The organism is Flammeovirgaceae bacterium SG7u.111, from assembly GCA_034044135.1.
Classification (GTDB): Bacteria; Bacteroidota; Bacteroidia; order Cytophagales; family Flammeovirgaceae.
The window spans coordinates 4409547-4423034 of sequence record CP139021.1 but is presented as its reverse complement, the minus strand read 5'-3'; the positions used below and the strand labels follow the sequence as shown (position 1 = coordinate 4423034).

Here is a 13488-nt window from a genome sequence, read left to right as displayed (position 1 = left end):
ACAAAAATAACTGTCGCTCGGCCGAGACCGAGCGACAATTAGTGGTTATGAAAAAGCATTATAGTTTCTGTTTTATGCAATGGATGGTTTCTTTCACGGTAAACCAACTAAAATAGAAGATTCCGACCGAGAAGATTATATCGCCTATCATTCTCATCCACTTAAGTGTCTGTATGGTTGGGGAGTAGAGCAGTTCGGCGTCTCTTGCATAGGAATACCCCTCGCTTATGGAAGTGTATGCTTGGATAAGTCCTATTGGCAAAAGGCTAAATAGCACCATGGCAATTAAGCCAAAGTTTAACCCCCAGAAAGCTCTTTTAAGAAGTTTGTCATTTTTCCACTCTCTGTTTGAAAAAAGCCTTAGGCAGATTAAAATAAAGCCCATGCCCAGCATTCCATACACGCCAAATAAAGCAGTATGGGCGTGTACTGGCGTAGTGTTTAGCCCTTGGATGTAATACAATGCGATTGGTGGGTTGATCAAGAAGCCAAATACCCCAGCGCCTAGCATGTTCCAAAAAGAAACAGCCATGAAGAAAAAGATAGGCCACTTGTATCTTTGCATCCAATTATGCTCTTTGAGCAAGTTCCAGCTTTCCCTTATCTCGAAGCCCATGAGGGTGAGCGGCACGACTTCTAGCGCACTGAATGTAGCCCCTAAGGCAATGGCTTTCACAGGTGTACCAGAGAAATAGAGGTGGTGGAGCGTTCCTATAATTCCTCCTGCCAAAAAGATAGAAGCCGATGCTATGGCTGCTTTTCCAGCAGTTTTGGCAGATAAAATTTTCATTTTTAGGAAAATATAAGCAATTACTACGGTGGCAAATACTTCAAAAAAACCTTCTACCCAAAGATGAACCAACCACCATCTCCAATAATTGATGACGGGCAAGCTGCTGTTTTCTCCGTACATCAACCCTGAAAAGAAGAACATGCCGATGGCAACCACTGCCACCAAAAGGATGATGAGCAAGTGTTTTGAGCTGTCGTTCTTTTTGATGGCAAAGAGGATGTGCCTTCCAACCATTAGCACCCATAAAATGAGACCTATTCCCAAAAATATTTGCCAGAACCTGCCGAGATCCATGTACTCATAGCCTTGGTGACCAAAGAAGAAGTTGGCTGTAAGGCTCAAAAACTGATGAACGCCAAGCCACTCTCCAAGCATAGAGCCCAGCACTATCACTAGCAATGCCCCAAACAAGAAGTTGATTCCGAAGCGTTGGAATTTCATTTCCTTACCGCTGATCATCGGTGCTAAAAACAAGCCTGTGGCAAGCCAAGTAGCCGCAATCCAAAAAACAGCTAGCTGTGTATGCCACGTTCGGGAGATAGAGTAGGGTAGGAAAGAAGAGGTTTCAAGTCCGAAAAATGCCTGCCCTTCTACCGTGTAGTGAACGGTGAGTGCGCCCATGAGCACTTGCAGCACAATGAGCAGCATAATGACCAAAAAGTATTTGAGCACGGATTTTTGTGAGGCTGTAAGTACCAATCCTTCTAGGGCATCGGTAGCTGGTTTTTCCAGTATCTCGCCTTTTTCGTGGTTTCTCAGATAGTAATAAGTTAGCAAGGCTATGAACAGGAGCAAGAGTATCACGGAAAAGCCTGACCAGATTTGAGAATCAACGGTGATTGTGTTGTCAATCAATGGTTCGTGGGGCCAGTTGGAGGTGTAGGTGAAATCTTGTTCGGGTCTGTTGGTACTTGCCGCCCACGATGTCCAAAACAAAAAGGCATTCAGTTGCTCAAGCTTTGCCTTATCTTCTAGCGCACCCTTTGGGATAGCGTATTGCTCGTGCCCTTCGGAGAAAATAGCTGCGTAGTGCTCACTGTTTTTTTTGATTGCCTCGTAGCGTGTGGGGGAAATGCTGATGCTTTTTGTTTGAGGGTCAAACGTGTTTGTTCGCACTTCTTTGACCAGCCGGGCTTTTAACGCTCCTTGTTTTTCAACATCCAGTGCGTCGAAGCTTTTCCCAAAGTCTTTTTGTGCCCAATAATCGAGCAAAAAGACGGCTTCTCTGTGTATCCAGTCCGCACTCCAGTCGGGTGCAACATAACTTCCGTGCCCCCAAATAGAGCCTACTTCCATACCTCCAATCGACTCCCAAACATTTTGCCCAGTTTGAATATCTTCTTCGGTATAAACAACTTCTTGTGTTCCTTTAATGATTACTTTGCTGGGGAGAGGTGGTTGTGTTTGGTAAATTTCAGTACCTACCCACGATAGTACGATAAATGAGATTACTATCACACTTATAAATCCAATCCAAATCTTTTTCATGCTGTTTTGATTTTACTAAGGTTATAAAGCTGCTGCTTTAGGTATGAGAATGTTGTTTTCTAAATGGATGTGTAAATGCAAGTCTTCTTCAAATTCTTTGAGTAAACCAAAGGTTACTTTGTAGGTGTTGCAGGCATCGGCTGGGGGTGTATAGTTGTTGGTTAGTTCAGCAATTCTTCTAAATCGCTCACCTTCTGTGCTGTGTTCTTGCGTCATGGTTTGTACCGATTCCTCTACGGAAGAGTAGGAGGCTGCACGCTCATCTGCCAGTTTTCCCTGAACCGCATGTCGCACAAATGGCAACAAGATACTTTCCTCTTTTTCCATGTGCTGCGTCAGTTCTCGAACCGAAGCCCAAAAAAGTTGTGTACTTCCAGCAACTCAGGATGGTTTTCCCCGTGGACGCTGCATGCTTTTTCCAAAAAAGGCTTGATTTCTTCTACCGATTTTGTCACATACCTGTGGTGTGTTTTTTCTATATAATCGGCTAGTAAGTCTGGTGGGAAGGATTGGAAATCAATTGATTGGTTTGGTTTTTCCTGCATTTTTTCCACTACGTCTTTGATGACATCTTCTGGGTCTATCCCTTTTTGTTTGCAGGCGTCGCCTAAGGTTCTGTTGCCTTGGCAGCAAAAGTCTATTCCATAACTTTTGAAAACGGTAGCAGCCCGATAGTCCTGTGCTACTAGCTCGCCGATGTTGGTGTTTTTATTTATTTCCATGAGAAAGGTATTTATTGTTGTGTATAATTTGATTTTGAAAAAGCATAAGTAGTCCTGCCCTAATTTTTGCGGTTGCAAAATTTAAGTGGAAGAAGAATGCAGCCGTTGCCGCTTCTTCAGGTTGATAAGCCGATAAGGAAAATCCTGCTTAAGGAGCTATCTTATGTGTGTGCATTTGCATTGAAAAATTTGATAAATGAGAAAGTTGTAAAAAATGCCAGTTAGCAGGTACAAATGTCCTTTCGGAGTTTAATTATCCGAGAAAGGTCATAAGCCGCTTTATTGCAACGAGTTTGAGGCACTTGCCTTGAAATGTTCGATTTTATAATGGAATAGTTCAGCCATTTTCGAGGCTCTCCATTTTGCCTCGTCTGCCTTTTTTCCCGTAAAAAGCGTATCTACTGTGTTGTGAAATATGCTTTGCCAGCGGTCAAAATGCTCTTTTTCCACAGGTAATTGCATATGTGGAGGAAATGGGCTGCCGTTGTAAGTGTGCTCACCAAGCAACACCGTTTGCCAAAATCGGTACATCTTTTCGAGGTGCTCTGTCCAACGATCCCCTATTTTTTGGTTGAAAATGTCTTTGAGCAAATCATCGGCTCTTACATTGTCGTAAAAAGTATTGACCAAAGTTTTTACCTCTCCAATACTCAAGATGTCTGTTTTCTTAGTATCCATCGCTAATTTTCCATTATTCGTTTGAGGTACACCAAACCGCCGTCTAGGTCGTTGGCTAGTTTTTTTATGAGTGTGTTTTCAAGTATCTTCTTTAATGCTGAGCGTACCTTTTTGAAATCGTTGTGGATAGGGCAGGGCATTGCTTCGTTGCATTCTTTTAAGCCCAGCCCACAGGCTTTGTAAACAGGGTCGCCATCAATCGCATCTACTATGTGGAAGAGGCTTAGCGTATCTAGATTTTCAGTGGGGATTGCATAGCCTCCAGCAAACCCTTTTATAGATTTTATGATCCCGTTTTTGGATAGAAGCTGGAGTGTTTTGGCTGTAAATGCCGTAGGGGAATCTATTGCCTCGGCAATATCGTTCAGCGAGACACGCTCTCCTTTGAGGGACTGCTGCGCAATGAAAACACTTGCCTTTATACCGTATTCACAAGATTTTGAAAACATACTTCCTCCATTAGTTACACGGCAAATGTAGGATATTTTTTTAATCGGACAAAATTATCCGATTAGTTTTAATTGTCTCGTCCATAAATATTTTTCAGTCGGCAGAGTTGAGGGTATATAGGGGTAAAAAACATAAAAGATGAGGGATAAAGAAATTCTATTCAATTCAAGATATACATATTTTTTTGAAAGAGCGGGAGGTATAGAAGTTGTTCTCAAGCCGAATTACTGGATAGTAATTTTTTTATTATCGGTTTTCGTGGGTTTATTGTACGCATCTGTCTCTTATTATGAAGGACTTTCTTTGATGATGAAGGTCATTTTCTTATCTTTTTTTAATTTACTAATACTGCACGGAGTTTTAAGGGCAATGTTCATGTATCCTTTTCTTTTTACACAGAAAGAGGTTGTGTATAGAAAAAATCTGTGGGTGCGCTTTAAATCTGTAAAAAGAAAATTTGAGCAAATAGATTATTTAGAGTTTAAAGAATTAGATGAGAAAAAAATTGTGCTGAGCGTAGTTGTTAATGGTCGTAGAGATGAAATTATGTTTCTATATCTTGGAACTATTAGTCGTAGAATCTAAGTTGACTGATTTAGGATATGCGGTAGAGCATAAATTATTGGAAAGTTGAATCTCAAATTATACCCGAACATGCTGCTCGGCTCTTGCCGAGTGGCAACTATTATTGTAGCCTCTGGCTACCCTGCACAAATATTCTTATTCGACAGAGTCGAGGAAGGTTGATAATTCAAAATTAATAAGGATCGAATTATATGAAAAGATTTGATTACATATCATTCTATGACAGTGTTTCAAATGAAAATATTGAAGATATACTGAGGAATGAGTATTCAACCAACATTGATGAGAAAAACTTTGCCTTAATAAGTCAACATTTGCTGTTGCCCAAAAAAAGGATGATTGTACTGATGTACTTGCAGAAGATACCGACATATCCTATTTCGTTACTTCATCTAATGTTCAAAGCTGGTATATCTGAAACTGATCCTAGTGCAAATGGCTATTTCATTAAACCTTATATTGAATTATTAGGGGTGCAAAAAGTAAGTGACTTGCTTTTTGATTACTACTATAATGGTAATGATTTGATGAAAACAGGTGTTTTAAAGGTTTTTTATCATGTGCATTGGGATTATTATGATTGGGACGAAAAGGAGCAAAGGATTGTCGAGGATATAGAATTGAAAAGGGTCTTAAAATTAGAGTACGAAGAAAGAAAAAGGAAGCTTTTGATTGAATATCAAAAGTGTGATAACCTAGTGATGAAGTTTTTTTACCAATGGGCTCTTCCTAATGAAAGGGATGGAATTTTAAAAGGTTTACCTGAATCATCAGAAGACTTGGTTAAATTCATTAAGGGAGATGCTAGGTTGGAAACGTTTTACCAACAATATAGAAAAGGGGATTATTATGATCCTCAGAAATAGGTTGGTTTACCTTTAATCGATTTTTACCCACCGACTTACAAACCAAAAAAGAGCTGCTTCATTTAATTGAAGCAGCTCTTTTTGTTAAATAACGTTCTTAGAATTTTTCACTAAGTCGTACAGTAATTCCCTGGCTCGGTGGAGTTGGGCTTTTACCGTGCCGAGCGGTGCTTCTATTTCTTGAGCTATTTCCTCGTAAGAGAGTTCGTCGAAGTAGCGGAGCTTTACCAAGCGCTGGTACTTGAGCGGGAGTAAGTCTACAAACTGCCTTACCAGTTCCACCTTCTGGCTTTTTATTGCCGTTTCTTGCGGGTCGAGGTTTTTGTCTTTTATATCTATATTGAGGGTTTCGCCGTCTTGTTTGCTCACATCGGCGTTTATGCTCATAGTATCAAGCTTTTTCTTTCGTATGAAGTCGATGCAGTTGTTGGTAGCCACCCTAAAAAGCCAGGTACTAAATGTGTAGTCTTTTTTGAATTTTGTAAGGTTCTTGAAGGCTTTGGCAAACGCTTCGATGGTCAGGTCTTCGGCATCATCTACATTCCTTACCATTTTGAGCATGGTATGGTAAACCGATTTCCTGTATCGTTCCATCAACTGCGCATATGCTCGCTGGTCACCCTCTATTGCGTCGTCTATTAGCGCAAAGTCCTCTAAAGCCTTATCAGAAAAGTTCTTCTTTATTTCCATTTGATTCTTTTAATGAATATGCTGGCTACTCCTATCACTATATAATAACACAGATACAGAAAGTCTGTTACAGGGAATAAGTATATATTGAAATTATCGGATAGCTTCTTTTTTATTAACCCAAAAACAAAACACAAAGGTATGAACCTTAGTGTATAAAATTTGAACAAAACTAGAGATTCTGCTTGGGTAAGCCAAAGATGCCCTAAAGCTAGGTAAAAGCAAATATGTGAAAGGTTTAATATTCCCAATAATGCGATATCTCTGTTTTTATAATGTTTGCCCACTGAAAGGTGTCGAGTCTTTTGCCAAAACCAGCCCTTCCAGGTGGTTTCGGGGACGGAGATAACTTGGCTTTCCTTGTTTATGACGATGTTCGTGTTGGTTCGAGTTGCTTGTTGGTTTACAAACAGGTCGTCATCCCCGCCGCTTACCTGTTTGTGTTTTCCATATCCCCCGTTCCGTTCAAATACTGATTTTTTGTAAGATAAGTTTCGCCCTACCGCCATGTAGGGCATCCCTGTCAAGGCAAATGAGAGGTACTGGATGCCTGTGTAAAATGTTTCGTGTCTGATAAAAAGGTTGAGCAAGCTGTTTATCTTCAAGCTGTCTGTCTTTTGATAAGGGCTATAGCCCAAAACTATTTCTGTGTTGGGGGAGTAGCTCTCTGCTATTTCCAAAATCCAGTTTTCACCTGGAAGGCAATCTGCATCGGTGAAGAGCAGTGTTTCAAATTGGGCTTGGGCGGTAGCTTGGCTCAGCGCATATTTTTTTGGGTGGATTCCCGAAAGGGTTTCTTCTATGTTGATGAACTTGAAACGGTTGTCGAGCAGGCAGGCTTCTTCTAGTAGTGTTTTGCTTTGGTCGGTTGAGCGGTCGTTGGCGATGATCACCTCGAAGCTGGGGTAGCTCTGGTTCCGCAAAACATCTAGCAATTTGGGCAGGTTTTCCTCTTCATTTCGGCAAGCGATAATTACGGAAATACCAGTAATAGTTTTTGAAGGAGCATTGTTTTTATTATGGAAAAGTATTCGGCTAAAGATGAAGAGGGCAAAAAAAAGCTGGACGAAAATGCTTATATATAAAATAAGATAAGCTATTTCGTCCAGCATTTTTTATATAATTTGACTTTGTATTTAGAAAAAAAACATGGTTTCAGGCATACGCTTGAATTACTCCCAATTGAGTCTCTCCGCAGCTCCAGCAATAGGAGAAAGCCCTTTTACATAGGAGGGAGATACCGTGACAGGCACGGTATGACACGGTTTTTATATAACACTAAACATTGAACCGGAAATGCATCACATCTCCATCCTTTACGACATAATCTTTTCCTTCTACGCCAAGTTTTCCAGCTTCTCGGCAGCCTGCTTCGGTTTTGTACTGCACGTAATCGTCTATTTTTATTACCTCGGCACGGATAAATCCACGCTCAAAATCGGTGTGGATCACACCCGCTGCTTGTGGCGCTTTCCATCCTTCTTCAATGGTCCAGGCCCTTACTTCCTGCACCCCAGCGGTGAAGTAGGTGATAAGGTTGAGCAAAGAATAGGCCGTGCGGATTAGTTTGTTTAATCCCGATTCTTTTAAGCCGTATTCTTCTAAGAACATTTCTTTCTCTTCAGGATCGTCGAAAGAAGCAATTTGCTCTTCAATAGCAGCGCAAATTACCACTACCTCTGCATTTTCTTCTGCAACTGCGGCTTTCAGCTCTTCTACGTGCTCGTTTCCTTTCAAGATAGATGCTTCATCCACATTGGCAATGTACATAACGGGCTTGGCAGTGAGTAGGCAGAGGTCACGAACCAACTCCCATTCTTCTTCCGTGGCATCTAGCAGTCGAAGGTTTTTGCCACTTTCTAAGTGCGCCTTGAACCTATCCATTACCTCCATCTCTGCCTTCATCTGCTTATCGCCAGATTTGGCTTGCCTTGAGATTCGTTTGATCCTATTATCTATAGAATCCAAATCTTTTAATTGAAGTTCGGTATCAATTACTTCCTTGTCGGTGACAGGGTTTACTTTTCCTGCTACGTGAACGATATTTTCGTCTTGGAAGCAACGCACTACGTGGAGGATGGCATCCACCTCACGGATATTTGCTAAAAATTTGTTGCCCAAGCCTTCGCCTTTGCTCGCTCCTTCTACCAGGCCTGCAATATCCACAAATTCGATCACGGTCGGCAATACCCTTTTAGGGTTTACCAATCCTTCCAAAATTTGAAGCCTTGGATCTGGAACGGTTACCACGCCCACATTAGGCTCTATGGTACAAAAAGGGTAATTTGCCGATTCGGCTTTAGCACTCGAAAGTGAGTTGAATAAGGTAGATTTGCCGACGTTTGGCAAACCAACAATGCCACATTTTAATCCCATTTTATAGATTCTATAGTTATATTTAAGCCAAAATAATGAGCACGCTCGCCCAAAGTCTGCAAAGATAAGAATTTTGGGTGTTACCGTATCAATTCATCTTATCATTCGAAACTTTTTGGGCAAACTTTTTACAATATCTTCTTACCTGCGCTACCTCCGCCGAGCAAAAAACGAGCATAGCCTTCATTCTCCCTTTCTTTTTGAGTTGTACACTCAAGTGATCCGACCTGCAAAAAAGTACTATGTGTTTGATCGGCTTACAGAGCTGAAATTCAAGCTGAGCGATGATAGAAGGCAGATAGAAGTAACGGATTTTGGGGCTGGTTCACGAACGAAGGCAAAAAAAACTAGAAGTGTGCGCTCCATAGCCAAAGTGTCGGTAAGCCCTACGGCTACTAGCCAGTTGCTTTTTAAGTTGGTGGAAAGGTTCCAGCCCAAAACGATGATAGAACTGGGGACTTCTTTGGGGGTGAACTCCTTATATATGCAAGCCCCAATTTCCACTGCCAAACTCTACACGTTTGAAGGATGCCCCAATATAGCCCAAGTAGCCAAAGATAATTTTGAATGGTTTGGGCTTTCGCCCGAAATAATAAAGGGAAATATTGATGAAACCTTGCCTGCAAAACTTTCCGAGCTAGAAAAGCTCGATTTTGTGTTTTTCGATGCGAACCACAGGTACGAGCCCACGCTCAATTATTTTGCGATGTGCTTGGAAAAAGCCCATGAAGACTCGGTGTTTGTGTTCGATGATATTTATTGGTCGGAAGAGATGGCGAAGGTTTGGGAGGAAATCAAATCGCATGCAGCGGTTACTTTATCGCTCGATTTGTTTGAGGTGGGCATCGTGTTTTTTAGGAAAAAACAACCCAAGCAGCATTTTGTATTGAAGTTTTGAGCTTAATTTATTGCAAACCAGAGTTATACTGTTTATTGATGATCATAAAGTAACACTTGATTACTTAGGGTAAATCTATCAAATATTATTTTCAATAGGGATTATTGGGGTTAAGAAGAGAGAGTAGCGCAAATGAAATAATTTACGCTACTGATAATTTTTAGTGTTGCCCTAGCTATTTAAGTATTTCCTTAATGACTTCATCAACAAGTAAACTACATATCCTAGAAAAAAAAGTCCTAAGACATTGACAAACGGCCAGGTCCAGTTAAGAAGTATATCCATTTTTAAATACTTTTTCTATGGTGTAATAAGAGATGATACAAGTAAGTATCTATTTTTATTAAAGGTTGAAAACCAAATTAGGGCTAAATTATTAGATATATATCTATGTATCAACCTTGTTGAAGGTATAGATAAAATAATGATAAAACAAATAGTAAAATATCTACCATTCATAAAAATCCCTATTAATGGGGAGTGCTGGTAGTAATTAACTATATCAACTTCATCTTATCATTGATCTTTTTGGGCAAACTTTTTACAATATCTTCCTATCTCTTCAAAGCAAAAAACGAGCATAGCCTCCATTCGCCTTTTCTTTTTGAGCTATATATGCATGTGATCCGTCCTACAAAAAAAATGTTTTGCTTTTAGGCTTAGGCTCTTGCCAAATTAAAGCAAAAGCTGTTGGAAGACTAAAGGGAAATAGAAGTGGCAGATCTTAGGGTTGGTTCAAAAACAAAGGGTCGGGAGAGATGGCGAAGGCTTGGGAGGAAATCAAATCGCACGAAGCGGTTACATTTATCGCTCGATTTGTTTGAAGTGGGCATCGTGTTTTTTAGGAAAAAACAGCCCAAACAGCATTTTGTATTGAAGTCTTGAGCTTAATTTATTGCAAACCAGAGTTATACTGTCTGTTATGAAAGTAGTCTTTGAGTTTTGGGCAAATTTGAATTGACTAAAAATATGGCTGAAAAGGTAAAATATTTATAAAAATGAGTCGATTGTTTGTGTTTTAATTTAAAGGTATTTTATATTTGTTCGATAGTTGCTAAATAACATATTCAAAAATATAATTAATTAAGATAAAGATGTTGAGGAGCCTTTCTATATCATCACTGAGCATTATTGTGCTGGTAGTGGTCGTCGTCCTTTCGGATTGAGAGGGGTTAGGTTCCTATACGTATATATAAAAATATAGTAAGAAGACCTTTCTCCAACCAGAGAAAGGTTTTTTTTATACCTTACGCTCAATGTTTAAGGTCTGAAATAAGGCGATAACCAAGAAATGATATAGGTATGTATTTTAACAAAAACACAGTTGTTTTTCATAATGGTCAGTTCATAAAGGCCTCAGAAGCAAAAGGCGATTTGTATTCGCAAACAGTTCACTATGGAATTGGGGTTTTTGATGGAATAAGAGCTTACAAAACCGATGCGGGCACGCAAGCTTTTAAAGCCAGAGAGCATTATGACCGCTTTTTGAAAGCAGCAGGACGAATCCATTTGGATGTAAAATACACTTCTGAAGAGTTGGTGAGTATTTCTTACCAGCTGCTAGAGGAAAATAATTTGACCAATGCTTATATCAGGCCTTTGATTACGGTAGGCCAGAATATGAGACTAACAAAAGTAAAGGAGATGAATGTTTTCATTTCTGCATGGAAGTGGGGGAGATACCAAACAAGTGACCAGCTGGATGTGATGATTTCGTCTTTCCAGCGACCAAATCCGAAGGCATCTTATGTAGATGCGAAGATTACAGGTCACTATGTAAACTCGATGTTGGCGACAAACGAGGCGAAGGACAAGGGGTTTGACGAGGCGCTGTTGCGTGACTCGGGTGGGTTTATAGCACAAGGTCCTGGTGACAACTTTTTCTTTGAAAAAGACGGGGTGCTACATACACCACCATTGGGTCATATTTATCCTGGCATTACTCGTAAAACGGTCATTGAGATGGCTACGGAGATGGGGATTGAAGTTGTGGAGCATTTGTTTACGGAAGATGAGTTGCTTGATGCTGACGGAGCTTTCTTTACTGGTACAGGAACTGAGATTGCGGGCATAAAGTCTATTAATAAAAAGGAATTTAAAAAAGAATGGGAAGATACGCTGGGCTTTCAGCTTTTGACCAAATATAGGCAGCGAGTCACCCACGACGATTTTGAATCATATTCTATTATATAAATAGTATTCATTTTAATTTTTTACACCTTATTGAACAAAAAGAATGAGCGAAATTCTTAACAAACACAGCAAACGTATTACGCAAGACCCTTCACAACCTGCTTCCCAAGCAATGTTGTACGCTATTGGCCTAACAGAAGATGATTTGAAAAAACCACAAGTAGGTATAGTAAGTACGGGTTATGAGGGCAACCCTTGTAATATGCACCTCAACGACTTGGCTGTTGATATTAAAACAGGCGTGCAAGATGCTGACCTTATCGGGTTGATTTTCCATACAATAGGTGTGAGTGATGGGATTTCGAATGGAACGGAGGGGATGATGTATTCACTTCCTTCAAGGGACATTATTGCTGATTCTATTGAGACGGTGGTAAATGCCCAGTATTATGATGGTATGGTTGCCGTTGTTGGTTGTGATAAAAACATGCCTGGTGCCATGATAGCTGCGGGCAGGCTGAACCGCCCTTCTATTTTGATGTATGGAGGTTCAATTGCATCAGGTTGCTACAAAGAGAAAAAACTAAATATCGTTTCTGCATTTGAGGCTTTGGGCGAGAAGTTCACGGGGCAAATCAGCGACGAAGATTATAAAGGTGTTATCCAAAATTCTTGCCCAGGAGCAGGTGCTTGTGGTGGAATGTACACGGCAAATACCATGGCTTCTGCTATGGAAGTAATGGGGTTGAGCTTGCCTTACAGCTCTTCGAACCCAGCGGTAAGTGCCAAAAAGAAAGCGGAATGCTTGAGCGTAGGAGCAGCATTTAGAAAGCTTTTGGAAATGGATTTGAAGCCGAAAGATATTGTAACTAAGCAATCTTTCTTAAATGCGATCACCTACATTACGGTGATGGGCGGATCTACGAATGCGGTGCTTCATTTGCTAGCAGTTGCAAGAGCATTTGATGTGGACTTGACGGTAGATGATTTCCAAAGAATCAGTGATAAAACTCCGCTATTGGGCGATATGAAGCCAAGTGGTAAATACCTGATGGAAGATGTAGATGCGGTAGGTGGTACACCAGCAGTTATGAAGTTTTTATTGGAAGAAGAAATGATTGACGGTAGCAGCATGACTGTTACAGGAAAAACCATCTCTGAAAACTTGGCTGAACTGCCGTCATTACAAGAAGGGCAAAAAGTAATAGTTCCTGTTGACAAGCCTTTGAAAGAGACTGGTCACTTACAAATTCTTTATGGCAATATTGCTCAGGAAGGGTCTGTTGCTAAAATCAGTGGTAAAGAAGGAGAAAAGTTCACTGGTCCGGCTAGAGTATTCAATGATGAATTTGAAACAATCAAAGGAATACAGGATGGAAAAGTACAGAAAGGCGATGTGGTGGTAATTAGGTTCTCTGGACCGAAAGGTGCACCAGGCATGCCAGAAATGTTGAAAATCACTTCAGCTATTATGGGTGCACAGTTGGGCAAAAGTGTGGCATTGATCACCGACGGTCGTTTCTCTGGAGGCACTCATGGTTTTGTGGTAGGGCACATTACTCCAGAAGCACAAGTGGGTGGCAATATTGCTTTGGTGCAAGACGGAGACATGATAACGGTAGATGCTATTGACAATAAATTGGAAGTGGCACTTACTGACGAAGAGCTTGCCGAAAGAAGAGCTAAGTGGGTTCAACCACCATTGAAAGTAAAAAGTGGTGCATTGTATAAATATGCCAAAATGGTATCTCCAGCTTCAAAAGGCTGTGTGACCGACGAGGACTAACTTTTACTTTAATAAATTAATTC

General features: G+C 40.6%; 13 protein-coding genes. 5 read left to right on the top strand and 8 right to left on the bottom strand.

Translation table 11 applies throughout. The features are described from left to right. Positions 1 to 58: 58 nt before the first annotated feature. The 5 genes from R9C00_17345 to R9C00_17325 form a co-directional block, all read right to left on the bottom strand. Positions 59 to 2281 carry a nitric-oxide reductase large subunit gene (locus tag R9C00_17345; protein WPO33468.1) on the bottom strand — a complete coding sequence of 741 codons (2223 nt, stop codon included), beginning with the start codon at positions 2279 to 2281 and terminating at the stop codon, positions 59 to 61. A 21-nt stretch (positions 2282 to 2302) separates the two neighbouring features. Continuing rightward, positions 2303 to 2608 (bottom strand): hemerythrin domain-containing protein, encoded by a 306-nt coding sequence (locus R9C00_17340; protein ID WPO33467.1) that lies wholly within the window; start codon positions 2606 to 2608, stop codon positions 2303 to 2305. 8 nt (positions 2609 to 2616) lie between these two features. Then, positions 2617 to 3003 carry a DUF542 domain-containing protein gene (locus tag R9C00_17335; protein ID WPO33466.1) on the bottom strand — a complete coding sequence of 129 codons (387 nt, stop codon included), beginning with the start codon at positions 3001 to 3003 and terminating at the stop codon, positions 2617 to 2619. A gap of 279 nt (positions 3004 to 3282) precedes the next feature. Beyond that, positions 3283 to 3681, bottom strand: a complete 399-nt coding sequence (locus R9C00_17330) for a group III truncated hemoglobin (protein WPO33465.1) — start codon at positions 3679 to 3681, stop codon at positions 3283 to 3285. Between the two features lie 2 nt (positions 3682 to 3683). Continuing rightward, positions 3684 to 4130 carry an Rrf2 family transcriptional regulator gene (locus R9C00_17325; protein ID WPO33464.1) on the bottom strand — a complete coding sequence of 149 codons (447 nt, stop codon included), beginning with the start codon at positions 4128 to 4130 and terminating at the stop codon, positions 3684 to 3686. A 139-nt stretch (positions 4131 to 4269) separates the two neighbouring features. On the opposite strand from R9C00_17325, the gene R9C00_17320 reads away from it, so the two are divergent. Further along, positions 4270 to 4716, top strand: a complete 447-nt coding sequence (locus R9C00_17320; GenBank protein ID WPO33463.1) for a hypothetical protein — start codon at positions 4270 to 4272, stop codon at positions 4714 to 4716. Between the two features lie 191 nt (positions 4717 to 4907). After that, on the top strand, positions 4908 to 5582 hold the full coding sequence (locus R9C00_17315; GenBank protein ID WPO33462.1) for a hypothetical protein: 675 nt from the start codon (positions 4908 to 4910) through the stop codon (positions 5580 to 5582). 84 nt (positions 5583 to 5666) lie between these two features. Here the strand turns inward: R9C00_17315 and R9C00_17310 are convergent, their stop codons facing one another. From R9C00_17310 to ychF, 3 genes are all read right to left on the bottom strand, one after another. Then, a complete protein-coding gene (locus tag R9C00_17310) occupies positions 5667 to 6272 on the bottom strand; it encodes a sigma-70 family RNA polymerase sigma factor (protein WPO33461.1) in 606 nt (201 codons plus the stop codon). Next, positions 6263 to 7384 carry a glycosyltransferase gene (locus R9C00_17305; protein ID WPO33460.1) on the bottom strand — a complete coding sequence of 374 codons (1122 nt, stop codon included), beginning with the start codon at positions 7382 to 7384 and terminating at the stop codon, positions 6263 to 6265. Before R9C00_17305 ends, R9C00_17310 begins: the two co-directional genes overlap by 10 nt. 166 nt (positions 7385 to 7550) lie before the next feature. Then, a complete protein-coding gene (gene ychF / locus R9C00_17300) occupies positions 7551 to 8648 on the bottom strand; it encodes a redox-regulated ATPase YchF (GenBank protein WPO33459.1) in 1098 nt (365 codons plus the stop codon). Positions 8649 to 8763: 115 nt separating this feature from the next. On the opposite strand from ychF, the gene R9C00_17295 reads away from it, so the two are divergent. From R9C00_17295 to ilvD, 3 genes are all read left to right on the top strand, one after another. After that, a complete protein-coding gene (locus R9C00_17295) occupies positions 8764 to 9546 on the top strand; it encodes a class I SAM-dependent methyltransferase (protein WPO33458.1) in 783 nt (260 codons plus the stop codon). 1302 nt (positions 9547 to 10848) lie between these two features. Then, positions 10849 to 11739, top strand: coding sequence for a branched-chain amino acid transaminase (locus R9C00_17290; protein WPO33457.1), 891 nt, complete (start codon positions 10849 to 10851; stop codon positions 11737 to 11739). A gap of 43 nt (positions 11740 to 11782) precedes the next feature. Beyond that, positions 11783 to 13465 (top strand): dihydroxy-acid dehydratase, encoded by a 1683-nt coding sequence (gene ilvD / locus R9C00_17285; GenBank protein WPO33456.1) that lies wholly within the window; start codon positions 11783 to 11785, stop codon positions 13463 to 13465. Positions 13466 to 13488: the final 23 nt, after the last annotated feature.

Bases quoted from the DNA above. Each gene is read 5' to 3' on its own strand.
- R9C00_17325 (WPO33464.1), bottom strand. From the start codon at position 4,130: ATGTTTTCAAAATCTTGTGAATACGGTATAAAGGCAAGTGTTTTCATT.
- R9C00_17345 (WPO33468.1), bottom strand. From the start codon at position 2,281: ATGAAAAAGATTTGGATTGGATTTATAAGTGTGATAGTAATCTCATTT.
- ilvD (WPO33456.1), top strand. From the start codon at position 11,783: ATGAGCGAAATTCTTAACAAACACAGCAAACGTATTACGCAAGACCCT.
- R9C00_17310 (WPO33461.1), bottom strand. From the start codon at position 6,272: ATGGAAATAAAGAAGAACTTTTCTGATAAGGCTTTAGAGGACTTTGCG.
- ychF (WPO33459.1), bottom strand. From the start codon at position 8,648: ATGGGATTAAAATGTGGCATTGTTGGTTTGCCAAACGTCGGCAAATCT.
- R9C00_17340 (WPO33467.1), bottom strand. From the start codon at position 2,608: ATGGAAAAAGAGGAAAGTATCTTGTTGCCATTTGTGCGACATGCGGTT.
- R9C00_17320 (WPO33463.1), top strand. From the start codon at position 4,270: ATGAGGGATAAAGAAATTCTATTCAATTCAAGATATACATATTTTTTT.
- R9C00_17335 (WPO33466.1), bottom strand. From the start codon at position 3,003: ATGGAAATAAATAAAAACACCAACATCGGCGAGCTAGTAGCACAGGAC.
- R9C00_17315 (WPO33462.1), top strand. From the start codon at position 4,908: ATGAAAAGATTTGATTACATATCATTCTATGACAGTGTTTCAAATGAA.
- R9C00_17330 (WPO33465.1), bottom strand. From the start codon at position 3,681: ATGGATACTAAGAAAACAGACATCTTGAGTATTGGAGAGGTAAAAACT.
- R9C00_17290 (WPO33457.1), top strand. From the start codon at position 10,849: ATGTATTTTAACAAAAACACAGTTGTTTTTCATAATGGTCAGTTCATA.
- R9C00_17305 (WPO33460.1), bottom strand. From the start codon at position 7,384: ATGCTGGACGAAATAGCTTATCTTATTTTATATATAAGCATTTTCGTC.